General features: G+C 57.4%; 19 protein-coding genes and 2 pseudogenes. 11 read left to right on the forward strand and 10 right to left on the reverse strand.

Annotated elements, in window-relative coordinates:
- Nucleotide 1 precedes the first annotated feature (1 nt).
- From ACSYTG_RS05305 to ACSYTG_RS05325, 5 genes and pseudogenes are all read left to right on the forward strand, one after another.
- The gene (locus ACSYTG_RS05305) at nt 2–1,048 is read left to right on the forward strand and encodes a HoxN/HupN/NixA family nickel/cobalt transporter (protein WP_489783985.1); all 1,047 of its coding nucleotides are present in this window, start codon (nt 2–4) and stop codon (nt 1,046–1,048) included.
- A gap of 9 nt (nt 1,049–1,057) precedes the next feature.
- On the forward strand, nt 1,058–2,383 hold the full coding sequence (locus tag ACSYTG_RS05310; RefSeq protein ID WP_489783986.1) for an RNA polymerase factor sigma-54: 1,326 nt from the start codon (nt 1,058–1,060) through the stop codon (nt 2,381–2,383).
- A 479-nt stretch (nt 2,384–2,862) separates the two neighbouring features.
- Nucleotides 2,863–3,384: a RidA family protein gene (locus ACSYTG_RS05315; RefSeq protein WP_489783987.1), complete on the forward strand. Its 522-nt coding sequence runs from the start codon at nt 2,863–2,865 to the stop codon at nt 3,382–3,384.
- Between the two features lie 48 nt (nt 3,385–3,432).
- Nucleotides 3,433–3,579 (forward strand): annotated as a pseudogene (locus ACSYTG_RS05320) (IS5/IS1182 family transposase); the annotation flags it as partial.
- 251 nt (nt 3,580–3,830) lie between these two features.
- Nucleotides 3,831–4,100: a DUF6984 family protein gene (locus tag ACSYTG_RS05325; protein ID WP_491706460.1), complete on the forward strand. Its 270-nt coding sequence runs from the start codon at nt 3,831–3,833 to the stop codon at nt 4,098–4,100.
- A 110-nt stretch (nt 4,101–4,210) separates the two neighbouring features.
- Here ACSYTG_RS05325 and ACSYTG_RS05330 read toward each other — a convergent pair.
- The 10 genes and pseudogenes from ACSYTG_RS05330 to ACSYTG_RS05375 form a co-directional block, all read right to left on the reverse strand.
- A pseudogene (locus tag ACSYTG_RS05330) lies at nt 4,211–4,900 on the reverse strand (transposase); the annotation flags it as partial.
- 131 nt (nt 4,901–5,031) lie between these two features.
- Nucleotides 5,032–5,463, reverse strand: a complete 432-nt coding sequence (locus ACSYTG_RS05335) for a hypothetical protein (RefSeq protein ID WP_489783989.1) — start codon at nt 5,461–5,463, stop codon at nt 5,032–5,034.
- Nucleotides 5,464–5,586: 123 nt separating this feature from the next.
- Nucleotides 5,587–7,605, reverse strand: a complete 2,019-nt coding sequence (gene pbpC, locus ACSYTG_RS05340) for a penicillin-binding protein 1C (RefSeq protein WP_489783990.1) — start codon at nt 7,603–7,605, stop codon at nt 5,587–5,589.
- Complete coding sequence (locus tag ACSYTG_RS05345) at nt 7,602–12,662, reverse strand: alpha-2-macroglobulin family protein (RefSeq protein WP_489783991.1); 5,061 nt, start codon at nt 12,660–12,662, stop codon at nt 7,602–7,604. Before ACSYTG_RS05345 ends, pbpC begins: the two co-directional genes overlap by 4 nt.
- A 437-nt stretch (nt 12,663–13,099) precedes the next feature.
- Nucleotides 13,100–14,134: an ABC transporter ATP-binding protein gene (locus ACSYTG_RS05350; protein ID WP_489783992.1), complete on the reverse strand. Its 1,035-nt coding sequence runs from the start codon at nt 14,132–14,134 to the stop codon at nt 13,100–13,102.
- Nucleotides 14,135–14,142: 8 nt separating this feature from the next.
- A complete protein-coding gene (locus ACSYTG_RS05355) occupies nt 14,143–15,180 on the reverse strand; it encodes an ABC transporter ATP-binding protein (protein ID WP_489783993.1) in 1,038 nt (345 codons plus the stop codon).
- Complete coding sequence (locus ACSYTG_RS05360; RefSeq protein WP_095349815.1) at nt 15,170–16,144, reverse strand: ABC transporter permease; 975 nt, start codon at nt 16,142–16,144, stop codon at nt 15,170–15,172. The genes ACSYTG_RS05355 and ACSYTG_RS05360 overlap by 11 nt, the downstream gene beginning before the upstream one ends.
- A 15-nt stretch (nt 16,145–16,159) precedes the next feature.
- The gene (locus ACSYTG_RS05365) at nt 16,160–17,167 is read right to left on the reverse strand and encodes an ABC transporter permease (protein ID WP_489783994.1); all 1,008 of its coding nucleotides are present in this window, start codon (nt 17,165–17,167) and stop codon (nt 16,160–16,162) included.
- A 69-nt stretch (nt 17,168–17,236) separates the two neighbouring features.
- Nucleotides 17,237–19,051, reverse strand: a complete 1,815-nt coding sequence (locus tag ACSYTG_RS05370; protein WP_489783995.1) for an ABC-F family ATP-binding cassette domain-containing protein — start codon at nt 19,049–19,051, stop codon at nt 17,237–17,239.
- A gap of 65 nt (nt 19,052–19,116) precedes the next feature.
- On the reverse strand, nt 19,117–19,866 hold the full coding sequence (locus ACSYTG_RS05375; RefSeq protein ID WP_086646460.1) for a response regulator: 750 nt from the start codon (nt 19,864–19,866) through the stop codon (nt 19,117–19,119).
- Between the two features lie 166 nt (nt 19,867–20,032).
- Between ACSYTG_RS05375 and ACSYTG_RS05380 the strand changes: the two genes are divergently transcribed.
- The 6 genes from ACSYTG_RS05380 (at nt 20,033) to cydC (ending at nt 26,810) form a co-directional block, all read left to right on the forward strand.
- Nucleotides 20,033–20,479, forward strand: a complete 447-nt coding sequence (locus ACSYTG_RS05380) for a sigma-70 family RNA polymerase sigma factor (RefSeq protein ID WP_489784012.1) — start codon at nt 20,033–20,035, stop codon at nt 20,477–20,479.
- 124 nt (nt 20,480–20,603) lie between these two features.
- Nucleotides 20,604–21,200: a sigma-70 family RNA polymerase sigma factor gene (locus tag ACSYTG_RS05385; protein ID WP_086646461.1), complete on the forward strand. Its 597-nt coding sequence runs from the start codon at nt 20,604–20,606 to the stop codon at nt 21,198–21,200.
- Between the two features lie 116 nt (nt 21,201–21,316).
- Nucleotides 21,317–21,478, forward strand: coding sequence for a NepR family anti-sigma factor (locus ACSYTG_RS05390; RefSeq protein WP_231945768.1), 162 nt, complete (start codon nt 21,317–21,319; stop codon nt 21,476–21,478).
- Nucleotides 21,479–21,579: 101 nt separating this feature from the next.
- The gene (locus ACSYTG_RS05395) at nt 21,580–23,253 is read left to right on the forward strand and encodes a sensor histidine kinase (RefSeq protein ID WP_086646493.1); all 1,674 of its coding nucleotides are present in this window, start codon (nt 21,580–21,582) and stop codon (nt 23,251–23,253) included.
- Between the two features lie 100 nt (nt 23,254–23,353).
- Nucleotides 23,354–25,075: a thiol reductant ABC exporter subunit CydD gene (gene cydD / locus ACSYTG_RS05400; RefSeq protein ID WP_489783996.1), complete on the forward strand. Its 1,722-nt coding sequence runs from the start codon at nt 23,354–23,356 to the stop codon at nt 25,073–25,075.
- A gap of 61 nt (nt 25,076–25,136) precedes the next feature.
- Entirely contained in the window at nt 25,137–26,810 is a 1,674-nt protein-coding gene (gene cydC, locus ACSYTG_RS05405; protein WP_489784013.1) for a thiol reductant ABC exporter subunit CydC, read from the forward strand.
- The last annotated feature ends 63 nt before the right edge of the window (nt 26,811–26,873 follow it).

Consider the following 26,873-nt stretch of genomic DNA (forward strand, 5'->3'; position numbering starts at 1 on the left):
TATGCGGCAAAACCCATCTGTTCCGGCTTTAAGTTCCTTTGGCATGGTAGCCCGCTCCATGCAGGGTTACAGGCTTCTGGCGGCTTTGCTGTTTTTTAACGTGCTGGCCTGGGTGGCGGCATGGTTCTGTTTTGGGGGGAATGCCACGCTCCTGGCATCCGCTTTGTTGGCATGGGTGTTTGGCCTGCGCCACGCCATGGATGCGGACCACATTGTGGCTATCGACCTTGTTACCCGCAAGCTTATGGTGGCCGGGCGCTCTCCCTTGGGGGTGGGGCTGTTCTTTTCTCTGGGGCATTCCTCGGTTGTGTGTCTTGCCGTGCTCTTTCTGGCAGTATTGCCGACGCATGACTGGCTGGAGCGCTGGCACCTTGTGGGGGGGAGTGTTGGCTCGGCGGTTTCCATCTCCTTTCTGTTCCTTATGGCGGCGTACAATGTGTATGCGGCTTGGCGGCAATGGCATGCGTTGCGGCACAAGAGCGATATGCCCGATACACCCCCGGGTGGAGTGATGGCGCGCCTGTTTGGGCCGGCTTTTCGGCTTATCGGGCGGTCGTGGCAGATGTACCCGCTGGGCTTCCTGTTTGGTCTGGGATTTGATACCGCAACCGAGGTCGGCCTGCTGGGTTTGGCTGCGGCCCAGAGCGCACAGGGGTTGGGGCTTGTGGGTATTCTTATGTTCCCGTTGCTGTTTACCGCAGGCATGTCTGCCATAGACACGCTGGATGCGGTGCTGATGATGCGCGCCTATGGCTGGAGCGCACATACGCGCACCCGCCGCCAGATTTATAATCTGGCCATTACCAGCATATCTGCTCTGGCAGCCGTTGGGGTTGGAGCTACGGAATATGTGGCCGGGCTGGGGGAAGATGGTACCGCAAGGTCTGCCCTTGTGCAGATGGCCTCTGGCCTTGCGGAGCATTTCCCACTTTTGGGCAGTATTATTCTGGCAGTATTTCTGGCGTTATGGGCTGGCGTTTTTCTGTGGGATAAAGCGGCACTCCGGCGGGCGGAGGGCATGGCCCCCGTGCCACATACCAGGAGCTGAGTCTGCGCCATGCGCACGGTTCTGGAGCAAAAAGTCCGCCACAAACAGGGTGTTGCCGTAACACCCAGAATGCGCGAGGCGCTCCGGCTGTTGCGTCTGCCACAAGCGGATATGGATGCTTATATCGTCCAGCAGGTGGAGCAGAACCCTTTTTTAGAACTGCCAGACTGGGAGTGTGATCGGGGCGTGGGCCGTCCGGGCCAGTCTGGTGCGGCCTCTACTCAGGATGCGGCCGAGTGGCTGGCCTCGGCTGATGTGTCGGTTGAGGAGCAGATGCTTCGCCAGATCGCACTTTCCGTCAGACCCGCATGGCTTTGCCGTTTGGCGGCGCTGTTGCTGGAAGAAGTAGATGAATACGGCCGCTTATCCTCCACCGTGCTGGATACATTCTGCCAGAGCCGTGGCGTTGTGCGGGCCTGCGCGGAAGAGGCACGGCAATACCTGCTCAGGCTGGAGCCGGTGGGGGTCGGGGCTTTTTCTGTTGCCGAATGTTTTGCCGTACAGCTTGATGATGAAGGGCTGTTAAGCGAGGCATTTACCAGATTGCTGGCTAACCTTAACCGTCTGGTCAAAGGGGACCGGGCCGGGTTGGCAACGCTCTGTGGCGTGAGTGTGCAGGAACTGGAGCAGATGCTCCTGACCCTGCAACGTCTGGAACCATACCCTTATTGCAGGCAGGCTGTGGAACCAGCCCTGCTGCGCCGTGCCGAACTGCGCGTTGAACAGGACGAACAGGGCGCATGGCATGTGTTTGCGTATGCAGACCCGGCACAGGGGCTGACGTTGAATACGCAATTGCGGAGCCAGCTTTCCACGAGCATGAGCGTGCGTGAAAAAGAGCAGGTCAAGGACTGGATGACCAATGCACGCTGGCTTTTGAATGTTGTTGCCAAAAGGCGCAAAAGCCTTGTTCTGCTAGGGCAGAAAATTCTGGCCCGTCAGCCCGATTTTTTAAACCGGGGTGTAGAGGCATTGCATCCGCTTACCATGTTTCAGATCGCACAGGACATGCAGGTGCATGAAAGTACGGTCAGCCGGCTTGTGGCGGACAAATACATGTCCACACCAGATGGTGTTCTGCCGTTACGCTTCTTTTTTACAGCCGGGGTGGGCCGCCACGGGCAGGCCCCGCCACGGGCCGCGGCGGCCGCCAGAGCCTGCCTGCGCAGACTTGTGCGGGAAGAAAAACCAGATAACCCTCTTTCTGACAGCGCTCTGGTCGAAGTTCTGGAGCAGCAGGGGTTCAGTGTATCACGGCGCACTGTTGTCAAATATCGCCAGCTTATGGGAATACGCTCATCCTTTGCCCGCAAAGGGCATGCTGCCACAGTATAAACGCGTATTTGCATTGCGAGGGCGTCGTTCATTCAACGCGACCGTGATCTCCGACCATCGCCAATAGAACCTGACCTGTGAAAAGCACGATTTACTGTTTGTAGCGAACAGGCAGTGCTCTTATGCCAAAGATGCAGAAATACTCTGATTTTGTCTTTGTTGTTTATCCGGAATGGTTTATGCAAAAGTGGTGTTACAGCCTTTGCAGTGGAGCAGGGGATATGCCTCTTACGTTGGATGCTTGCATGAAGGGGCGGGAGCCCGCATGCCCACATTTGTAAATGACCATATACCCGCAAGCAGTATCCTGAAGTAGTTAAGGTGGCATGCCGTGATTTTCGGGCTTGCTGAATGACCGGAAGGTGGTTGATGTAGTGGCGTATATTCGCACTCATTCTGGTAATAAATACAAATACGTTCTTAACCCTGCAGATATTGCGTTTATGCGCCAGAACCTGACACAAGCGGTGGAGTAGGTCATGTATATTTTAAAAGTTCTTGTTGCTAAAACCCTGTTTGTAACAACGGCTCTTGTTGTAATGGGTGGCATCCTCCCCGCGTGCGCGCAAGGTGGCGTTGTCCGGCATAATGAGGCCGCATACCCCATTGCCTCCGCCATTGAGGTGCCCGCAGGATACTCAACTGTTTATGTCAGCGGTATTGGTGCGCCCATAACAAATCTTGCTGCTCCTGCCAAAAGTGTGGAGGCCTATGGTTCCATGGCAACCCAGACGGAAGAGAGCCTGAAGCGGATTAAGGATATTCTCAAAGATATGGGGCTGGGTATGGGGGATGTGGTGCAGATGCATGTTTTTATGGTTGCAGATGCGCAGACCAAAAAAATGGATTTTGAGGGCATGATGCAAGGCTACACAAAATTTTTTGGCACGAGAGAGCAGCCTAACCTGCCGGTCAGGTCGGCTTTTGGGGTGGCGCAACTATCCAGACCCGGTTGGTTGGTAGAAATTGACGTTGTGGCAGTCAAACCACCACATCATTAACGTCAGGATTTATTAATTTATAGAACTGAACGAGGGGGCACAGGCTTACATGCCTTTGCGGATCAGAAATCACGGACGAGGCTGTTCGTCTGAACCGTAGGCACCGTGCGAGCCACCATGAGGATCGGGCTGGCCAATATCGTCTATAATATGCGCCGCTTTCTCCTTCTGGAGCGGATTAACGCCGCCGCGTAGCAATCCAGGGTATGAGACCCTCTCTCTGCTCAAAACACAGAGTGACAATCAGGTCCATGAGCCAGAAATCAACACGCCAAAAATCTGAAATCAGAAAAAAAGAACAAACAATGAACAGTTCTTCGAACCCTCTAGGTTGCAGTATAATTTATATAAGATTAAAGATGGAACTTTTAATATTGGGAAGATAAATGAGAATAATTAACAATTATGAACTGTATTTTTGCAAAATACTATACTCATCCATGCCGATGAGTATGGATGTGAGTAGTAATCAATTTGTATGGGTCGTTAACCAAGAGATGGGTTCTATACGAGCAGATTACTGTACGATATACTCCCCAGTACATGCTGTATCTACATGTGAAACCAAAGATATAGACGAGACGCCTGTTGTTATCACATTGTTATTAACAAAAAAAAATAAATTTGGAGAATTGGATTTCTGGAAAGTAAATGATGAACCCATTAAAAATTTTTTTTATTTGATGGAAAATGTGGAGGGATCGAAAAACCGTTGATTGACTTCTCTTGCGTCTGATTTCAGGTTTTTAGCGTGTTGACTGCTGCTTCCCTGCTCTGACTTTTACTCCTGGTTTTGAGCAGAGTGAGGTGTTCATGCTCTGGGTTGCTACGCGCTCGCGTTAATCCGCTCCAGAAGGAGAAAGCGACGCATATTATAGATAATATTGGCCAGCCCGATCCTCATGGTGGCTCGCGTTATGCCTACGGTTCGTATGAACAGTCCTGTCTACGATTTCTGATCGGCAAAAACATGCTCGACACGCGACCGGATAACGGACTTTCCTGCGTTGGATCTCTGGACATGGCGTGGCATAGGCATTGAGATGCGGCTTTTCCCTGTGAACCTTCGAGACAAAGGCCTCCTTTTCCATGAAGTCTTCATTGACTTTTGAGCGGTAGGTTGTGTCTGCCCAGACCATTGAGGCTGTATTACTTTTATCAAGCAGACCCTCTCTCAATCGCGCGCCCTCGCTGGCGGCTGCATCTGTCGTCTTCCATTTGCGGATCAGCCGAAATTTCCGGTCGATGGAGATGTGCGATTTATAGCCAAAGAACGGGATGGCCATATCTGTCGCAGCATACTCCCGTCCTCCTGTCGCTTCGCTTTCGTGAACTTCAAGGGCCAGCGCGCATGCCTGTCCTTGTGGGACAGCTTTGACGGCTTGTCCTGCCAGTCCTGGGGGATCCGTCCTCCACGCAGATCCGTCTTCTCCGCATTGGTATTGCGCTGCTTCGGAGCCGCTACCTGTGTGGCATCCAAGATCTGGCCTGACATCAGCAGATAACCAGCGTTGCGTCAAAACGCAGGAGAAATGAAATCATAGCGGAGGTCTCAATACCAAGAGGTTTTTAGAACCCTCCATCTTCTAAATATTCCCACCCATTATTTTCAATAATATCTTTATCTGAATTTGTTATTGGAACAACCTAAATTGCCAAAATTCCAATTATTTCCATATTAATATCAAATTCTTCACTTCTATATGCTGGAAATGTAAAATATATCCCACATGTATTATCATTCGGCCATATATGATCTTCTTGATCTGGAAATAAAATGAAATTTTCTCTTTTTGGAAAAGGTATATGCTTCTCTATTAGCATTGAAACATAATAGTCCATCATGGATGCCGCATTTTCTGACGCCAATTCGCCATCAAACTCCATAAACCATTCAGATTTTTTGTTATTGAAAATAGTTAAATTACTCAAACCGAGTGTGCTTATGAATTGGATATCGTGTTTTATGTAATCAACTATCTGAACTTTATTGTTCACAGAATTTTTCATGGATCTTCTAATTTCGCCAAATTCTTTTTCCAAAAAAAATGGGAGGTTACTTTTTAAAAGTTTTGTCATTATTTCTCGCTTTTGCGATTGTGGTTCGGGTGTTTAATGCTTGCTCTCTTCTGAAAATTATCAATTATATATTGTCGTTCAAGATTATAACCAAATAAATTGACGCTGCATGAGGGTTCCATTCTACCGTATACGAATATCAATAGTTGCATGGGCGTTTTGCGCATCTGCAAGAGTGATATGGGCAAAGCCGGGAGCATCGGGTGTCCAGGATGGTTGCGCACCGGGCGGCACATCCAGCGAAATGCCATTGATATACCAATGATAAGGCGGATGGCCGCCGGAGCCTTCCAACCCGACAGGAAGCATCGTGCCTTCGGAAGAACTGCTTTCAATTTCGGAGTGATCGCGCGGGAAGATGATCTGTGGCGCCTGCTGTTGTTGCAAGCTGCGCAGAGCGGGCGACAGGACTGCAACAGCACGGTGAGGTTGGGCACTGGCTGACGAGGCTGATGTATGCGGGGGTGAAGAAAGCAGAGAGAGGAGAGCTGCCAGCACTGGTCCTGCCGTATCCCGCCCGGTTAGCCCCGGAGAGGCTGTGCCGTCCGGGCGTCCGGCCCAGACACCGACTGTTGCCTGCGGGGTAGAGGCCATCGCCCATCCGTCACGGTTGCCGTAGGATGTGCCTGTCTTGAAGGCAACGCCCTCCCATGAAGCGACACCAGCCGGTGGAGCGGTGCCCCGCAGGATTGTACGAATGTCGGCATTTGCTCTGCTGGACAGCAGGATTGTCTCGGGTGCAGGGGCTGCCGATTCCAGGTCTGTTGGTTCACGGCGTAGGGGGCCGACGTGACCATTATGGTCGAGTGCCGCATACAGCATTGTCAGGTCATGGAGTGAGATGCCAGCTCCCCCGAGAACGATTGCAAGGCTCGGTGCGCTTTGTGTGCCATTCGGGTTTTCTGGCAGTCGCAACCGCACACCGCAGGCGGAAAGGCGGTCCATGAACCGGGAGGGGCCAACCCGCTCCAGTGCCTGAATGGCAGGCACATTGAGTGAAAGCTGAAGGGCCTCACTCACGGTGGTTTCCCCCCGGAAAGTATGGTCAAAATCCCTGGGGGCATAGCCGCCAATGGCAAGTCGGCTATCGCGCACATGTGTGTGCGGCGTCATCCAGCCGTTTTCGAATGCCATGCCATAGACAAACGGCTTGAGTGTGGAACCGGGGGAGCGGGGCGCCAAAACAGCGTCTATCGCATTGCCCGGAGCCTTATGCTCGGCTCCTCCGACCCATGCCACAATCTTCAGTTCATGGTCGACAATCAGTGCCGCAAAGGTTCCACGTAGCGGCGCAGGGTGGCTGGCAAGCACCTGCCGTGCGTTGCGCTGGAGCCTTGCATCCAGCGTTGTCACCACCACGCCGCTGCGCCCTGCGCTGAGAAAATGGCCAGCGAGTTCAGGGGCATCATGCGGTACGCCGCGTGTATCTGGTGTTGGCCATGCAACAGGCTGTAATGGAGTGGCGCGTTGCAGTGTGCGATGCGCAGCGTTCAGCAGGGCGTCAGGGTGGCGGTCGGGGCGGAGTGCGGCGGGTCGCCGGGGTAACGTTACAAGAAACGCGGCTTCGGTAGGCGTTAGGTGGCGGGGCTCATGCCCGAAATAGAGCAGGGATGCCGCACGGATGCCTTCGATATTCGTGCCTTCAGGCGCCAGCGTGAGGTAAAGGTTCAACACCCCCCGGCGGCCGAAGCGCCATTCAAGCTGGAGGGCGCGCAGAATATCGCGCAGCTTGCCACCCCATGTATGACGGTGCGGGGTAAGGAGGCGGCTTGTCTGCATGGCCAGCGTGGAACCACCCGAGACAATATGACCGCGCCGGGCCAGTTGCCAGATGGCGCGTGCAAGCGCCTGCGGATCAACCCCCGGATGGCTTTCAAAGCGGTGGTCTTCCGTTACCATCAGAAGCTTTATGTAAGTCGGGTCAACATCTTGGTTTTCAACCGGCAGACGCCAGAAGCCATCGCGGCTTGTATGGCCGTCAAGCAGCGTATGGTCGCGGGCTTGAGCCAGAAGGGCTGCCTGCTCGGCCCGATGTAGGTCTGGTGGATTAAAACGGTCGGCCACCAGCAGACCAGCCGGAATGAGGCTGGTAAGCAGTAGGCCGAGCGTACAGTTTCTGGCAAGGTGAAGGGAGGCCTTCAATGCGCGGTGATCTCGACAGTCCCTGATGCCGTGCGCGCCATCAGGCTCGGAAGACTCCGTGCGCTGACCATCGCTTCAGGCAGAGTAAAGCGGCCTGGGGTAATGGCGCGGACGATGTAGGCGACATGGAAGCTCCGCATCGCAAGGTCTGGAGACTGCGTTGTGAAGCTTACCGAAGCGTTGAACCGATCATCCAGCGCGGCAGCATGTTCGGTGTTACTGAGTGTGCCCAGAAAAGCATAAGGGGGCTTTGTGCTGTCGTTCTCAGCGTCATCCCCGTCATGGTCGTCAGATGCGGCTTCATCAGGAGGCACAATGCTCTCGATTTCCCATCCGGCAGGCAACAGGCTGGTGATGCCTACCAGATAAGGACCAGGGTGGAGGGCCGTGCCTTTGAGGCTGACGATAAACCGGTCATTTTGTTGCATGTGGGTCAGGTCAAATGGCTGGCCGGTCAGGGTAAAGCCCTGCATGGTCAGTGTCAGCCCGTTGGTGAGAGGTTTGACAGCCCCGGCTGGTTCGCCCTGCACGGTCAGGGTGCTGAACAGAATCTTTTTGCCAGTATTCTCAACCTGAAGACCTTTTCCGAGTGCGGCGGACTCAAACGGGTAGGTCAGCGGCAGGCGCAGCGGTGTGGCGTTAGGGCGCCCCTGCACACGCACGCTCCGCCCGTCAGTATCCTTGTTCAGGGCGCTTGCGGCTTCGAGTAGCGCCGTTCTGGTTGCAGTTGTCAGCATATCCGGCGACAGAGAGAGCTTGCCAAACCGCCCGATGAGCAGGTGGGTACGCCGGTCGTCATGTGCTTCGGCGGTCAGGGCGGCCAGCCCGGCCAGATCGCGCACGTAGGTCCAGTATCGGTAATCCCACAGATCCGGTTTTCCCGTGCGGGGCGGCCCGAGTGCCGCGATGGCTGCGTCCAGCAGTGCTTCTGGTGATGTTGCGCTGTTGTCCTCCGGTGCATCGTCCATTGCGAGTGCAACAGCGAGATGCCCAAGGGCCAGAGGATTGGCCTGTGCATTGGAGCCTGCCGTGTCAGCCCAGACATAGCTGACACGGGTAGCATCCTGCCGCGCAACGAGCGAGGCCGCGAGAGTATGGATGGCATCAGGGTGGAGGCGACCAGCACGGGCCAGCACGTACGCCGCGTAAGCGCGAGTATTCAGCCGTTCTGCCTGCCTTTCACTGTCATGCTCATCATCATCGATGTCTTGAGACTGGAGCTGCTCGCTTTCAATATGGTCGAGCAGCAGGCCGAGCCGGTCCTCCGGCACGGTGTAGCCAGCGGCTTTTGCCCGGATCAGGAAATCGGCAAGATAGTCCAGATCATCGGGAAGACTGAGGCCATCTGAGCGGTCCCACTGGCCAATCTCACCTGACGGGCTCTGGCGATCAAAAAGCGTATTGATGGCTGACTGGATGGATTGACCCGGAGTGTTGCTGTGGTCGCGTGTCTCGGGGTGGGGCGGGTTGCCTTGTTGCAGCAGCGCACGGGCCTGAGCTGCCAGTGTATCAGAATCCCCCCAGACGCTGGATTGCAGGGATTCTTGCAACCCGACTGTATCAAGGCCGTCCGATGCGGAGATGTTCAGGGTTATCCGAGCGTCTGCTAGGTTGAAGCCCGCCAGTTCCGTGCGGTCCCACGTTTTGTGGCTCCCGGGAGGGAGCGGTGCAGTCCGGCTGACGGTCAGCGGAACATGCGCCAGCCGGATGCCGATGGGCCAGCTTCGCGTCAGCAGGGCTTTTGATGAGCCGGATCGGCGCAATGTAAGATGGACATGCGCGGTGGCAGTACGGCCCGGCAGGGTAGGGGTGGCGGCTAGCGCAACACGCAGGTCAGCGCGTTCACCGGGTTTGACGGGGGCGCTGAGTGTGCTGGAGCCGAGAACACGGAGCGGCCCATCTGTGGTGATCTGCACCTCGTAAGGTGTCGATGGCGCATCAACATTGATGATGGAGACCTGTGCCTGCGCCGTATCTCCCGGGGCGAGGAACCGTGGCAACCCCAAGTCGGGGAAAACCGGGTCCCGCGCTGTGATGTCTGCTTGCGCGTTGCCAACGGCATTTTTGTTCCAGGCGGAGGCCATCAGGTGAAGCTGGCCGTCAAAATCCGGCACATCGAATGAGAGCGTGCCGTGCCCGGTGCTGTCGAGTGCGACCGGACCATCGAACAGCGCGACGCTTTCCGTTGTCCGCACGGGTGGGCCGTCTGCGCTGCTGCCGTTTGAGGCCGCATCCCCCCCAGAGCGGATCTGGCCGTTTTTCGCATCACTCAGCAGAAGGGACCCGTAGTTGTCCAGCATGTCCAGCCCAAGGCGGGGGCGACCGTAAAGGGCATCAAACAGGTTGAGCGGCGTGAAATGCGTGAGGTTGAGAATACCCTGATCGACCGCGGACACCGCAACCTGCACCTGCCCCACTGGCAGACCCTGACTGGCCTGCACTGTTACGGGAATGGTTATGCGCTGGCGTGGCGTGACCGTGCGGGGCGCATCAAGCGTTACGTTCAGCCGATGCGTGTCCTGATTAACACCAATCCATGTGACACCAACCGCCCGCACAGGGTCATGCGGACGCAGGCCGGAGGGGCTGTTGAGGGGGCGGTAGAGTGTGACCAGTGCATAAGCACCGGAATGCCAGTCCGGTGTGGCGGTTACGGGCACGTCCAGCCCTTCTTTCGGTACGTCCACAAAACGTGTGTTCAGCACACGGTCTGTTGCAAGCGTTATCTGGGCCTGCCCGGCAAAACCGCCACCAATGTGGATGACCGTACTACCGCCTGACATGATATGGGTATCGCGCACGCTGAGCGGCAGATGGTCCGGTGTGCTGGCATCACCGCTACCACCCCAACCGACCTGAAAGCGGAGCGAGCTGCCTGTTACGTCGTCACTTTCGCTCGGGACGGCACTCAGGCGGTATTCGCCCCAGTCCAGCGTGGGGGTAATCCGCGCTGTGCCTTTGGCATCTGTTGCAATATCGCCCGAGCGCATGGGCACGTCCACGGTGTGGCTGCTGAAGGTCCAGCCATTGTCGGGTGTGTGGGACCAGTTATAGATCCGATTGACGCGTGACAGGGTCCAGTGAATTTTGCTGATGGCAACCGGGCTGTTATCCGGTGCAAAACTTGCAAGATCAACGGGGATAACAGCACTACCCATGCTGGAAGAAGCATCTGCCGCGACATGGAGGCCGATCAGCGGCGCGGTGCGGCGGACGGGAATTGTAAAGTGCTCACCCACGCGCCGCCCCATGGGGTCCAGAAAACCGGCTCGTATATCAAGCGCGAGCGGTCGGGTAAGGCCCGGAGGAATATCCGGCGTGAAGGTTAACTGTGTATGGCCTTCATGGTCCGTTGGATCTGCGCTGATGTCGCCGCTGGCTGATGGTGTTTCCTCGTTCTCAAACCCGAAAGCCCAGCCTGTAAGGCCAGGGATCGGATCGGTTACGGGGACAAGCTTGTAGGAACTGTCACTTTTAAGGCCCGCACCGGGTGCGCCGTAGAGAAAACGTGCCGAGGCATCAATCTCAACGGTCTGTCCAGCGATTGCGGAGGCGGGGGGCTTAAAACTGGCTTCGATACTGGGTGGCACGAAATCCTGAACGCTGAAACGGGCCGAACCGATAGCGGGCAGGGAAGGGTCGAGCAGAATGTCGGCCCGCCACAGGCCCGTGGGAGCGCTGGCGCTCAGGGGCAGGGTGGTAGCATAGCCGCCCTCTGCCGCACCTGTAAGCGGAATGCGCCGTTCTTCCATCATATCGGGACGGTACAGAACAAGGACCGGGTGCGTGTCTGGAATAGCCTGCCCTGCGCGGTCACGCAGAAGAGTGAGGAGATGCACGCTCTCCCCGGGACGATAGATCCCGCGGTCAGGCTGCACGAGCGCGCGACTGCTCCCCTGAAAAGGGCTGACTGCGCCTTCAAGGTGCTGTTCCGAAAAATCAAACCATTGCCGGTCAAGATGCAGAAAGCCGAAATCTTCTCCCTTGCTGGCCAGCAGGACCGAGGAGCGGTCTGCCATGGTGCCACGGAGCAGGGGGGCATCAAAATGCCCAAGGCCACTCGCATCCGTTTTGACTGTCGCCAGAGTGCCGCCATCACGCGCACGCAGTGTTAGCGTAACATCAGGAGTAGGCTGTCCGCTCATCAGGGAGCGGGCACTGACTGTCAGCCCGTCTTCACCGCGCAGCATGGTTAGGCCAAGATCGCTCAGATTAACCCAGCGGGCAGAAATAGGCTTGCCTTGCAGTGGATCGGCGTTGGTGTTCCCACGTTTAAGCGCGGTTTCCACTGCGCTTTTTTCGGGCGGCGTTGCGGCGTCTTCTACCGTCACCAGATAAAGCCCGTTCTGTCCTGCACCAATTATCTCTGCCAGCGGGAATCCAGTTGTCACAGACCGGTCTGGGGCATGATCAATAGCCATGCTGCCATGCCAGATTTCACGCATGGTCGTGTCCAGCAGGTTCTGGAATGTATAAGGGTCAAAACTGGTCTGGTTCAGATCAGGAAGTGTGCTGTCGATATGATCTGTGCCGGGAAACTGCTGATATGCAGCGACCCGAAAGACGTGGAGACGAACAGTGGAGACGTTAACAGTTTCGATCGCGAGGGCAGGCGTACGCCCGGTCGTGCGTCCGGGTAGAATAAAGCCATCTCCTGTTAGCCCGACATGCGCATCACGACGCCCAAAACGGGCGCTGAGCATGAGAGGGGCGGCGAGATTCTGACCATCGGCTGAAGTAAAATCCGGGTCGACTGTTATTGTGTACCCCTGCCCGAAGGCAAGCTTGCCAAGGCAGAATGTGTCGTTCTCAACACGGGGTGTGAAGGCGCTTTTTGGTGAGAGATGGACCGAACGGGCCAGTGTTGATGTTTTTCGTGCGTTCAGGTTCTGATTGAAATGCAGACAGATTTCAGGGTGTTCGCCTGTTGCATCAAGAGAGGTGCGCTGGAACGCGAAAGGCGAGGACTCAGCAGAGGTCGCCCGACTGCACGGCGCGAGGTACAGAGCCGGAAGGGCAACAAGGCTCAGGGAAGAAAGCAGGAGGCGTCGAGACAATATCTTGAACCCTGAACAGTTTTTGCTGGATTACGCGATGTTTTAACAGTCCCGGGATTGGTGGGGACCTAATTTTACAAGTTACGCGGCCATGAGAATTTGGTCCATAGTTACATAAAAATGTTACTCGGCCTCGGCTGGTGTGATGTGGCGGACAGGTATCAAGGATACGACAGTTGTTGAACCTGCCTACCCATGCGGGCTGCGTATTCGAGGGCCTCAAACAATCTCGCTCAGAATACGATGCTTGCATCGGGGGAGGTGGCCGAGAAAAAGGCGCAGGGGCAGCATGCGTAGTAAGGTGACGATATGCCTCAGTCCTTGACCCGGCCGAAATATGATCTCGATGCAATTGTTCCAGCGTGGCTGCTGGCTTGACCGGTAGTTATGCAAGAACTCAGGAGGCTTCTACTCCGTCGGGCAAGGCGTGGTACTATTTATGCGTGCGTATTTTTTAACACAGGGTAGTGGCAGGCAACCGCGTGGTTGGGAGCAATTGGCGTTAAGGTCGGGGCTTCGTTCTGGCAGCGGGTTTGCACAGCGGGGCAACGGGTATGGAAGCGACAGCCTGAAGGCTTGTTAACAGGGCTTGGGATTTCTCCACGCAAAGGAGCATGCCTTGGTGCCCCCACAACCGGGCGGGGCACGGCTTGCGTCAGGGCTATGGTGTAGGGGTGGGCCGGGTTGTGCAGAACGGTATCTGTCTCCCCCAGTTCTACAATCACGCCAAGATACATGACCGCAACACGGGTGGATATCTGCCGGACCACAGCAAGGTCATGGGCAATAAAAACATAGGTCAGGCCTAGGCTTTTTTGTAAATCTGCAAACAGGTTGACAATCTGGGCCTGAACCGAAACATCCAGAGCCGAAACAGGTTCATCTGCCACCACAAGGCGGGGGGAGAGCACCAGAGCGCGGGCAATATTAATGCGCTGGCGCTGCCCACCCGAAAATTCATGCGGGTAGCGTTCCAGCGCGGCACGGGGCAGGCTGACCAGCTCCATCAGTTCTTCCAGCCTATGCGCTATGGCCATGGGTGTATGTTTGCGCCCATCCGGTGTGCGGTGAACCCGCAGGGGTTCTGCCAGCAGGTCCCCGATCCGCCTGCGGGGGTTAAGGGATGCGTATGAGTCTTGGAAGACCATCTGCATCTGCTGGCGCAGGGGACGCAAAATACGTTCGGGCAGGCGCGTTATATCCTGACCATCAAAAATAATCTGGCCGGCAGACACATCATTAAGCCGCAGCAGGCAGCGCCCTAATGTGGACTTGCCGCAACCGGATTCCCCTACAAGACCCAGCACCTCGCCGGGCATAACGGTAAAGGAGACGCCATCTACCGCCCGGAGTGTTTGCCCGTGTTTGAGGCTGTAAGTCTTGTAAACATCCCTTACCGCCAGCAAAGGCTGCGTTGCACCTGAAGATGAGCGAAGAGGAGCCGCCTGCACGGTGGAGGAAGGGAACTGCATGGGGCTTCTCACAGAACAGGTGTTGCGCTGGTGTAGGCGCGCTTGGGGAGGGGGTTTCCTTCCTCCGGCAACACACAGGCCACTTTATGCGCCTGGCCAACCGTGCAAAATGCAGGGGGTGGTGCAGGCAGGCAGGAGGCATGGGTGTACGTGCAGCGCGGTGCAAAGGCGCAGCCTGCCGGGCGCTCCAGAGGTTGGGGGGGCGTGCCGGGAATGGCTGGCAGCCTGTCCGGGCGCGGGCCGTTCATGGGTGGGATGGAGGCTAAAAGAGCTGCTGTGTAGGGGTGTTGAGGGTGAGCAAACAGGTCTTGGGTAGCGCCTGTTTCCGCCGCCCGGCCGGAATATAGGACTAATGTGCTATCGCATGTTTCGGCCACCACACCTATATCGTGCGTGATCAGCAGGACAGAGGACCCATAGGTGGTACGGAGCCTGCGCATGAGGTCCAGAATCTGGGCCTGTACGGTTACGTCCAGTGCTGTGGTGGGTTCATCCGCGATCAGCAGGGACGGGTTGCAGGAGAGCGCCATGGCGATCATGGCACGCTGGCGCAGCCCGCCAGAAAGCTGATGCGGGTATCTGTTGGCAGTATTGGCGGGGTCTGGCACCCCCATTTCCCCCAGTAGTTCTACCGTGCGGGTGCGGGCCTGCCTGCGGGAGAAGTTCTGGTGGGCACGCAACTGTTCATCAATCTGCCAGCCAATGGTATAAACGGGGGTAAAGGCGGTCATCGGGTCCTGGAAAATCATGGCGATTTCCCGGCCACGCAGAGCACGCATCTGTTTGCCAGACAGGCCAAGCAGGTCCTGCCCCTTAAAGCGGGCGGAACCGCTCACATGCACGCCGGGCGCATCAATCAGCCCCATAAGAGCCATGGCTGTAACAGATTTGCCTGACCCGGATTCCCCCACCAGCCCCAGTATTTCCTGCTCACCAATGCTGAAGGACAGGTTCTCCACAATAGGGACGACCTGCCCGCGTGAGGTAAAGCTCACGCACAGATCGTGCACATCCAGCAGCGGGGGGGAGGGCGTGTTAGTGGGCATCGCGCACCCTTGGGTCAAGAAAAAGATAGGCCGCATCCACCAGAGCATTGGCCAGCACCACAAATACGGCCGAATACATGACCGTGGCCATGATCAGGGGCAGATCAAGGCTGTTGAGCGCCTGATAGGTCAGGCGGCCCACGCCGGGCAGGCCAAAAACAACCTCTGTCAGCAATGCACCCCCACCAACAAGCTGTGCAAAGTCCATGCCAAAGAGCGAAACAAAGGTTATAAGCGCTGTGCGCAGGCCATGGCGGAGCAGGATGCGGGCAGGGGATAACCCTTTGGCACGGGCCGTGCGTATGAAGTCCTCCCCCATAATCGCGACCAGATCAGCCCGTAAAATCCGGCTGTAAATGCCAACAAACATGACTGCCAGCACACACCACGGAATAACCAGCGCCAAAAACCAGCCGCATGGACTTTGGGTAAAAGGCACATACCCCAGCCCCGGCACCCAGGAAAACAGCCATGTATCGTGGTAACGGTTCTGGGTGATCAGGTTAACAACCTGCCCAAGCCAGAAAACGGGAATGGAAATACCAACCAGCCCGGCCATCATGAGTGTGCGGTCAATCCATGACCCTTTGCATGCAGCGGCAACAACCCCCATGCCAATGGACAGCACCACCCAAATAACAGCGGCTCCGCTTACCAGCGAGAGGGTTACAGGGGCCGCCCGCATGATTTCGGGCACAACCAGTTCACCCCGGTTGGCGTAGCTTGCCAGATCACGGGTGATGAACAGTTTTTTCATCATAATGGCGTATTGCACGGGTAACGGGCGGTCAAAGCCGTATTCCTTACGGACTTTTTCCATGGTCTGGGGGGCGGCATTGCGCCCTGCAATACGGGCCGTGGGGTCTGCTCCGGGGGTTGCAAAAAAAACGGCAAACACCAGCGCGGAAATACCGAACAGAACAAAAACCGTCTGACCCAGACGGCGCAGGAGGGGCATGATCATGGTCTGTCCTTCCTCCTATTCCCGCCGGGAGGCATCGCGCACATCCAGCGCATCACGCAGGCCATCGCCCAGAATGTTCAGGGCAAGCACTACGGCCACAATGGCCAGACCGGGGGCAATGGCCACCATGGGGCGGGTGTAAATCAACCCCTCGCCATCCAGAATGATAGTCCCCCAAGAAGCCGCCGGGGCCTGCACACCAATGGAGAGGAAAGACAGGGCACTTTCCGCCAGTAGCGCCATGGCCATAAGCAATGGCCCCATAACCACAAGCGTTGTGCTGACATTGGGCAGAATGTCGCGCAGTACAATACGCCACCGGGGTACGCCGAGGCATTTGGCCGCAGTCACAAACTCGGCCTGCCGCAGCGCAATAACGCGCCCGCGCACCGGACGAGCTGCATAGGGCACATACACCAGTGCAATAATCACAATGGGAATAAGCAGGTTATCGGCCTCTATAACAAAAGGTCCGATCCGCAGGCCCGAAGTGATTGTGACAATGGAGAGCGATATGGCGAACAGGTAAACAGGTACGGCCCACATAATATCCATCAACCGGGACAGGATCATATCTGTTACCCCGCCAAAAAAACCGGCGGCAATCCCAACAGCTCCAGCCATAACAAGGCAGAGTATCGCAGCACTGAAGGAAATAAGCAGGGAGTTCCGCCCCCCATAGAGCAGCCGGGCCATAATGTCGCGCCCCTGACTGTCTGCTCCTAGCAGGTAAGCAGTGTGCCCGGTGGGGCCAATGGGGCTAAGCCCCAGATGCAGCGGGTTGTCGTTGGGCTGCATGATGTCTGTTTCCTGCCCGTTGAGCATAATGGTGCCTGCAACGTTGGATACAAACGGGTCAGTATGGGCAATGTGACGGGCATAAAACGGCGCACACAGGCTTGCCACCACAATAAAGGCAAGAACCGCAACCGAGGCAAGTGCCGCGCGGTTGCGCAGCAATGACCGCAGCGCGCTGGCCCATGGGCCAGCAGAAGGTTTGTGCGTGTTAGATGGCTTTGTCATCGTGCCTGCATTTATCAGGTCCTCAAGGGGTAAAGTCACCTTGCGGCGTTACGCGGGGAACGGGCAGGGTCAGCCCTGCTCCGTCAGTAATGCTTCACGCTTCATTTCCAGTTCAAGCCACTGTTCTTCACATTCAGCCAGTCTGGCCTCAATTTTCTGTAGCTCGGTGGAGTGCCGGTCAAACGCTTTGGGGTCTTTGCTATACAGGTCGGGGTCCGCCATGCTGGTGCGGTGTGTCTGGGCTTTGGCTTCCAGTTTTTCCATTTCCAGCGGCAGGTTGTCCAGCGCATACTGGTCTTTGTAGCTGAGTTTGCGGGTGGCTTGCCGGGTGGCCTGCTCACGCGGTTTTGCTGGTTCGGAAGTGGGGATAACGGGGGCTGTTTCCAGCGGTTGCAGGTTCCGCTGTACCAGCATGTCGCTGTAGCCACCGGCATATTCCACCCATGCGCCGCCGCCTTCGGCCACCAGCACGGATGTGGCAATACGGTCCAGAAAATCACGGTCATGGCTGACCAGCAGAACCGTGCCGGGATAGGTGCTGAGCATATCTTGCAGGATATCCAGCGTTTCCAGGTCCAAATCGTTGGTTGGTTCGTCCAGAACCAGCAGGTTGGATGGCTTGGCCAGTGCGCAGGCCAGCATCAGGCGGCCTCGTTCCCCGCCAGACAGGGCGCTAACAGGGGTGCGCGCCTGCTCGGGGCGGAACAGGAAGTCCTTCATGTAGCCAATAACATGGCGTTTTTCATCCCCGATCTGCACCATGTCCCCCCCGCCATCGGTCAGGGTTTCGGCCAGAGTACGTTCGGGGTTAAGGGAGCGGCGTTGCTGGTCCAGTGTGACCATGCTCAGGGATGGGCCAAGGTTAATGGTGCCACTATCTGGCTGGTCACCCCCGGTTAGCAGGCGCAGCAGGGTGGTTTTGCCCGCGCCATTGGCCCCCACAACACCCAACCTGTCCCCGCGCAGGACGCGCAGGTTCAGGTTCTGGATTACGCATTTGTCCCCCCACGCCTTGTTCACGTCCTCCGCCACAGCCACAAGGCGGCTGGAGGTGGAGGCGGACTGGGCATTGAGAGTAACCGTGCCCGGAGCGCGCACTGCATCGCGCCGGGCTGTGCGCAGGGCGGCCAGTTCGCGCACACGGCGCACATTGCGTTTGCGGCGGGCTGTTACGCCGTAGCGCATCCAGTCTTCTTCCCGGGCAATCTGGCGGTCCAGCTTGTGGGCGTCGCGCTCTTCCTGTTCCAGCACGTCTTCGCGCCAGGATTCAAAGCGGTCAAACCCTTCATCCAGCCTGCGGGTTATGCCCCGGTCCAGCCAGACCACGGAGCGAGAAAGGGTGGAGAGTAGCCGCCGGTCATGGCTGATCATGATCATGGCCGAGCCAAGGCTGAGCAGTTCGCGCTCCAGCCATTCAATGGTTGGCATGTCCAGATGATTGGTTGGTTCATCAAGCAGCAGCACATCAGGGGCTGCGGCCAGCACACCGGCAATGGCGCAACGCCGGACCTCCCCGCCTGAAAGATGCGCTGTGCTTTCCGTCCCGCTCAGGCCAAGGGCATCCAGCATGGGGCCGGTACGCCATTCCATGTTGGGGTCTGCAATCTGGGCGGCAACATAGTCGGCTGTTGTTGCATATGCGCTCAGATCAGGTTCTTGGGGGAGGTAACGTAAGGAAGCACCGGGTTGAAGAAAAACGCTGCCACCATCTGGCTGAATAAGACCCGCGGCAATTTTGAGCAAAGTGGATTTGCCCGACCCGTTCCGCCCGACCAGGCAGACGCGCTCGCCCTTGCCAACGGCAAACCCGGCGCCATCAAGGAGCGGTTTGCCACCAAGGGTTAGGGTAATATCCTGCAAATGAAGTAGGGGGGGTAGCGCCATAACAGATTGCCAGCCGTTCCAGAATAAGGTCGATCAAGGTTTCTGGCAGCTTTTTACCCAACAAATCAGGTCTGAGCTACACCCATACTGCTTACGGCCTGATAGGTGGCAACGGCAAGGGTTAAGGGGTCAAACGGCTTGGTAATGACAAAACAGGGTTCCAGCTTTTCACCCGTCAGCAGTCGTTCGGGGTAAGCCGTTACGTAAATAACGGGCACCTTAAAGCTTGCCGTAATTTCGGCCACTGCTGCCATGCCATCTCCCCCCGGACCAAGGTTGATGTCCGCCAGAATAAGGCCCGGCCGGGTTTGTGCTGCAAGTTGCACGGCATCGGCCTGTGTGTGGGCAATGCCAGCAACCTTGTGGCCACATTGCATGACCAGCAGTTCAATATCCATGGCAATAATGGGTTCGTCCTCAATAATCAGGACGGAGGTCTGCACCCCTTTGTGGAGCTGCTTTTGTGCGGTTTCCAGCTCGTGCGCGGCCTGATCGTGGGGCAGGCCGATAATTCTGGCCGCTGTTTCCACGTTAATTTCTTCCAGTGTGGTCAACAGCAGCAATTGCCGCTGGGTGGAGGAAAGGCCCGGCCCCTGGGTGCTCCTGTGTGTTTCGTCCGTAGCATAAAGGCGCGAGATGGCCTGATAAAGCTGGAGCAGGGGGGTAAATCCCTCCGCCGGGGGTTGGGAGGTCAGGCCTCTCAGGCTTTGTGCTACCAGCAGATCGCCCTCGGGCTGGTTGCCTGTCAGGGCGCGTGCATAACGTCTGCCATAAGGGAGAGCCCGGATCAGCCCGTCACGCAGTGACTCTGACATGACAAATCTCCTTATGATTAGGTCATGATAAAAACATACGGTAAGGCAATGATGCCACGGAGCGGCGTTTGCCGAAAGGGGATGAATCCTGATTAACACACCAAATCCCGATCAGGACGATGCGCGTTCACCTTTTAGGGTGGAATTGCTGGCGCTTTTGCCATCCCTGCGCGGCTTTGCGCGCTTTTTGGCGCGCGACCCCGCTCTGGCAGATGATCTGGTGCAGGAAACCGTTTTGCGCGCGCTGGACCGTATGGCGCAGTATGAGGTTGGTACCAGCCTGAAGGCTTGGTGCTTTACCATCCTGCGCAACCTTTTTCTGGAACAGCGGCGGCGCGGCAAAAAAGAGCGTGAGGTGCTGGCCAATTACGGGCAGCATCCGCCGCAGCGGGCCGTATCTCTGGCAGATGGGCGGCAGGAGGTGCATGAGCTTGAAGCCCTGCTGTGGCAGCTTACGCCGCTTTTGCGCGAGGCACTGGTGCTTATTGGTGCGCAGGGCATGACCTATGCCGAGGCAGCAGAGATTTGCGAGGTGGATGTCGGGACCATCAAGGCCCGTGTGTCCCGCGCGCGAACCATGCTGCACAAACTGGCGCAGCCACAGGCGGAATAGAAGGGCTGAGCCTGCGGGGTTACGTGCTCTCGTTTTCGTGATTACAAAAAATGCATCCGGATGTAACCTTGGCGGGGTCTTGTTCATTGCTCCCATAAAACGGAAGAAGAGCGGAGTAAAAACAATGACAGCCTCGTTATTCCACGATCAGGTTATTGCCATCCTGCCCAAGCTGCGTGTGCAGGCACTGGCGCTGACCCGCAACCGCACTGCCGCAGAAGATCTGGTGCAGGACGCTGTTTGCAACGCGCTGGCCGCTCAGCAGAGTTTTATCCCCGGAACCAATTTTGGCGCATGGATGCACCGTATCCTGCGGAACCGCTTTATCTCCGACCTGCGTAAAAAGCGCGAAACTACGGATATTGATGATGCTCCCCAGTCCATGCTGGCGGTTGCTGCCCGGCATGATGACCGGCTGAGCCTGATGGAGTTGGATGCAGCGCTTGCACGGCTGCCAGATGACCAGCGGGAAGCTTTGGTGCTGGGGGTTCTCGAAGGAATGAGCTATCAGGAACTGGCGGAAATGTCCGGCTGCGCTGTTGGTACAGCCAAAAGCAGGGTTTTCCGTGCCCGGCGTCAGCTTGAAGTCTGGTTAACTGGAGAAGAATCCGTGTCTGATGCAGGTGACCGCAAAAAAGGCGAGCGTGTTCAGGCCGGGGCGGCAAAAAAGAATGGCGGCGCGCAGCGGGTTTCCTCTCGTATGAGCGCAGCAGTGGTCTGAACATGGCGCATGCTGGGCTTATAAGTTGCAGGTCTGTCGGGGATGAGTTGCCTGCTCCGCACACAGTGGCGTCAGGCACACAACGGCAGGATCCAAGGTTCGGAATGGGAAAGAGTATGGACGGCGCTCCCCCCCGCAAAGGCAGGCAGTCTCGGGATCAGGCTTTTGATGTCTGGCTGAAGCGCGGCCTGCACCAGCTTTTTGATGATGTTGTGAATGAACCTGTGCCCGAAGAGCTGCTGAAGCTGATTGAGGAAGACCGGAGCAAGCAGGACTGAGCCTTTTGTCTGTCTTTTCCGTGCTTGGGCAGGCTGCCCGGCGTGTTGGCGCCCTGCTTATGTCCGGGTTGGGGCGGGTGTTTATCACCACCAGCGCGCGTATGCGTGTGCTTATCTGCCTCTCGGGTATTCCCGTGCTCAGTATTGGCGCTGTTCTGGCCCTGCGGAATTATCAGGAAGTCCGGGTGGGGAGCGCCCAGCGTGCTGTTGCCGCCATTATGCGGCTGGACCAGCAGTTCCGGCACGATACGGACCGCCTGCGCAGTGCGCTTGAAACAATCGGCAACATGGACCTAACGCATGACCAGCTCGTGCATGCGCTCAAACTGGCCGAAACCATTAGTGGGCAACGATACTGCTTTTTGGCTGTTCTGGATGAAAGAGGCAAAAAGCTCGATTCTGTTTCCCCCTCAGGCCGCTCCTGTGCGGAGGTCGGGACTCTAACCCCACCCGCACGGATTAACGCCACGGTTATGGAAGCCGTGCAAAAAAGTGGTGGAGGGGAAGATAACGGGGCATTTTTGCGGATAACCGTGCCTGCGGTTTTTCTGGCAGAGCCGGAGGCCCATGGCTATCTGGTTGGTATCCTGCAAATTTCGCGCACGCGGGCTTATCTGGGCGGTGCTTCGGGGTGGGATGCATTTTCGGATGATACAAACCCCGTGCAGGCGTGGCTGCTTATGCATGATGGAGAGCTTTTTCCCGTTTGCACCGACTGCAACTGGGAGCAGCCGTCACCCGGGCTTGTCTTTCCGTTAAAGGAAAAGCTGGAAAAAAGTGACCGTTCGGTTGTGTCGCTCCCGTCCATGCAGGGGGGGTATGCCCTTGGTGGCATTGCGGGTGGTGCGGATATTTTTGTTTCAACCCAGCGCACGCCCATAGAAGCCGACGCCCTGCGGGCCATGGTTTTCCAGATTGCGGCCCTGCTGTTCCTGCTGGCCGCGGGGCTGGTGGGCGTTACGCTTGCGGCCAATATCGTGCTTGTCTGGCCTTTGCGGCGGCTGACCTATTCCGTTCGTAAATGGCAGATGGAAGGGGTGTTTGACGGGCGCGTTACACGCACCATGCCGCTTGAGCTGCAAAGGCTGGGGCAGGCTTTTACGCGTGCAACACAGCGCCTCTCCCGGCATGAAGCGCGGCTGAAGAAGGCCATGGCGCATCAGGAACTCCTGATGAAGGAGATTCACCACCGGGTTAAAAACAACCTCCAGATCGTGGCGTCTCTGCTCAATCTTCAGGCCAACCAGATTGCCCATCCCGAGGTCCGGGCCGAGTTTGCTCTGGCGCGCGACCGAATCCGGGCGCTGGCAACGCTGCACCGCACCCTTTACGCCGAGGATTCACTGACCAGCCTGAACATGGCCGTTTTTTTAAAAGACCTGTGCGAGCAGACCTTCCATATCGCGGGGGAGGCGGATGCAGGGCGTATTCGCCTACAGGTGGATTCAGACAGTTTCTGGATGGACCCGGATCAGGCTGTGCCTCTGGCACTGATCGTGACCGAGGTTGTGACAAACTCGATCAAATACGCATTCCCCGATGGCCGGATGGGCGTTATTCATGTGCGGCTGACAAAAAATGGCAATCTGGTCACGCTGAATGTGGGTGATAACGGGATTGGCTGTTCCTTCGACCCCGCATCCGGCACGCAGGGGATCGGGCTCAAGCTCATTCATGGTTTTGCCAGACAGCTAAAGGCATCTTTGAGCTATAGCGGCAAGGATGGTGTGCAGTTCACACTGGTCCTGCATCTGGAGAAAGCGGAAAACCCGTAAAATAAGGCAGCCCGCAGAGCGTTGGCATGCCTTAAGCGCAGCAGGGAGTGGCGATCTAAACTGTTGCGTCCTTGGCAGAGCAGTATAAACGCTGTCTGTCATGAGGAACGAGAAAGCAGCAATACGTAACTGGACGCGCCTCCAGTCGCGTCTTGGTCGTCAGGCAGCGCGATCAGTGGTTGGGTCCGGGCTGCTCTCCAGTCTTGCCGGTATTGGGCAGGCATGGTGTGTGGCTGTTGTTCTTGGACATGCCCTTGTGGCGTGGCAGGCAGGCGGGCAGGGGGCTGCTTTTCCAGCGTGGCCCTTTATGCTGTTCCCGGCTCTGGCCATGTTGCGTGCCCTGTGCATGATCAAGGCGGATGTGGCGGCTGCTCAAGCCGGTATTGTAGCGCGCAGGCGTTTGCGGGGGGAGGTCATGGCCTCCATTCTTGCCGGCGGTCCTGCATTGCTGCGCCGCACGCATAGCGGTGTGCTGGCCTCCATTGTTGTAGACCGGATAGAAGCGCTGGATGGCTTTTTTGGCCGCTGGGTGCCTGCCTCCGTACTATGGATGGTGGCGCCCGTACTGATTTTGCTGCCCGTGGGCATTATGCAGCCGCGTGCGGCTGTCATTCTGGGCCTGTGCGGTGTGGCCGTTCCTGTTGGGCAGGCCGTGTTTGGTATTGGTGCGGCTGTGGCATCACGCAACCAGTTTTTGGCCATGACCCGCCTTCAGGCACGTTTTCTGGACCGTATCAAAGGTATTGCCACCATTGTTCTGGCTGGCCGGACCGAGGACGAAACCCGCCGTTTGGGGGATGCCGCCGAAGAACTGCGCGTGCGTACCATGAAGGTGCTGCGGGTGGCGTTCCTTTCCTCCGCATCCATTGACTGCGCCATGGTCATTGCGTTCATCCTGCTGGCAGTGCTCGACGGGCGGCAGGCATTGGCCATGCAGGCCAGTGGTCCATCCCCCGCGTTACAGCACACCGTGGTTGCCAGCCTGTTTGCCCTGCTGGCTGTGCCGGAGTTTTTTGCTCCCCTGCGCGGCCTTGCACTGGCGTATCAGGACCGTGCACACGCCCAAGGGGCAGCTACCGCCATACTGGACCTGCCCGAAGTAACAGAGCGGCCGGTGCTGGAAGGGGCCAGAACCGTTAACGCCAACGGCGTGATGGTGGCTTTTGATGATGTCGGCTTTACATGGGACCCCGCTCGCGGGCCTGCGCTGGAGCATGTTACCTTTACCGTGCCAGCGGGGGAAACGCTGGTGCTGGCTGGTTCATCCGGTGCAGGTAAGTCCACGATCATGGAATTGCTGCTGGGGTTTATTACCCCCCAGAACGGGCGGGTGCTGTTTAATGGTGCGCCTTTGCAGAGCATAGTCCCCGATGCCCTGTCCCGCGTTGTGTCATGGATCGGGCAGAAACCTGTGCTGTTTGCGGGCTCACTGCGGGATAATATCCTGTTCGCCAAACCTGATGCAGACGAGCGTGAACTGGCAAATGCCCTGCGTTCCGCTGCTGTGGATGAGTTCCTGCCGACCCTGCCCAACGGGCTGGATACACAGATCGGTGAAGGTGGGTTTGGTTTGTCTGGTGGACAGGCGCAACGTATTGCCATTGCGCGGGCTTACCTCAAAAACGCCCCGGTTCTGCTGCTGGATGAACCCACAGCGCATCTGGACCCTGCTACCGAAAAAAGTGTTTTTGAAAGCCTGCAACGGCTGGCCGTTGGCCGCACGGTTATTCTGGCCACGCACTCGGCTGCGGCTCATATGTTCAAGGGGCGGCGGATAGACCTGCAAAACGGGCGTGTTATCAATCGGCAGGGGGCTGCGTAACATGGCAATGCAAGATCAGACATCAGCCGTGCAGCCGACCGCAAAGCTGCATGATGTACCCATGCCGCCCACAGCCAGATTTACGGACTGGCAGGCTGTATGCGTTATATTCGGCCTGTGGCGCAGGCAGGGAGTGCGGCTGGTTGTGGGCGTGCTGCTGGCACTGGCTGCGCTGGCTTGTGGTCTTGCGCTTATGCAGGTGTCCGGCTTGCGGCTGGCTGGGTGTGTGCTGGGCGAAGTGGTGGTAACAACCGCACTGCTGCGCTGGGTTGGCGTGGGGCGCGTGACGCTGCGCTATGCAGAGCGCCTGTTTGCGCACGATGCCATGTTCCGTGCGCTGGCGGATCTGCGGGTCTGGTTTTTTCATTCCCTTGCCCATGGTGCGGCAGCAGGGCTGGGCTTCCGCCGGGCGGGGGATATGCTGTCCCGTCTGGTATCCGATATTGGCGCGCTGGACGGGTTATACCTGCGGATTGTTGTGCCGCTGGTTTGTGCGGGACTGACCTTTCCGGCCCTGCTGGTTATTGTGGGCCGGCAGAGCCTTGTGCTTGGGGTGGCTGTTGGCGTGCTGTTTGCCTGTGCATCTTTTCTGGTGCCGTGGCTGATCGCGCGGTCGGGGCAGAAGGCGGCTGATCAGGCTGCCCATCTGTTGGCGCATTTGCGTATTTCCGTGCTGGACCTAGTAGGCGGCCTGCGCGAAATCCGGGCATTCGGCGCAGAGGGGCGAATGCTGGCCCGTGTGCAGGCTGCGGATGCCGCATTGTTGCAAGGGCAGATGGCCGTGGCCCGCCGTGCGGCTTTTGCCAATGCTCTGGCCTTTTTGTTTGGGCAGATTGCCGTGTTCATGGTGCTGCTGGCCATTGGCGGTATTCTGCTACCCAAGGTGGGCGCCCTTGAAGGGGTGAGCATACTGTTTTTGACCGTTGCTGCATTTGAAAGTGCAGTCACCCTTACGCGTGCCGGTTTGCAGGCCGGCATTATGGGGGTTTCCGCCCGCAGGGTGGTGGAAATGGCAGTACAGCCTGCCGCTGCCAATGCGCAGGTTACGCATGAGCATGCTCCTGCGGATACCAGCATCCGCCTGAACAATGTGCGCTTCCGCTGGGCGGATGATCGGCCGTGGGTTTTAAAAGGGCTTACGCTGGATATTCCCGCAGGGGCGCGGGTGGCTATTCTGGGGCCGTCTGGCACGGGTAAGTCCAGCCTAGCGGCTTTGCTGTTACGGGCTGCTAGCCCGCAGGAAGGCCAGATTTGTCTGGGTGGGGAGGATATTACCACCATACGCCCCGATGCCGTGCGCAGCAAAATGGCCTGGCTTTCGCAGGCAACACACCTGTTTGACGATACCATTCGTGCCAATCTGCTGCTCGGCCGGCCTGATGCTCCCGAAGATGATCTGTGGAAGGCTCTTGATCAGGCCGCGGTGTCCGATGTTGTGCGGTCTCTGCCCGAAGGGCTGGATACCTGGGTAGGTGAGGGGGGTATTCGTCTCTCCGGTGGGCAGGGGCGGCGTATTGCGCTGGCGCGTACGCTACTGGCACCTGCTCCCATTCTTATTCTGGATGAACCCGCAACAGGGCTGGATGCGCAGACGGAGCAGGACTTCCTCCGGACTCTGAACACCGTAACCGAGGGGCGCACGGTTATACTGATAGCCCACCGCCTGACCGGGGTGGAAAAGCTGGACCGCATCTGGCGCCTGTCCGATGGTGTGGCAAAAGCTGCTGCGGCCTAGGCCTGCTGGAATCGTTGTTGACGCCAGCAGCCCGGAGGGGCACCAAATAAAACGGTTTTGTTT

The organism is Acetobacter sp. ESL1128 (genome assembly GCF_058505085.1).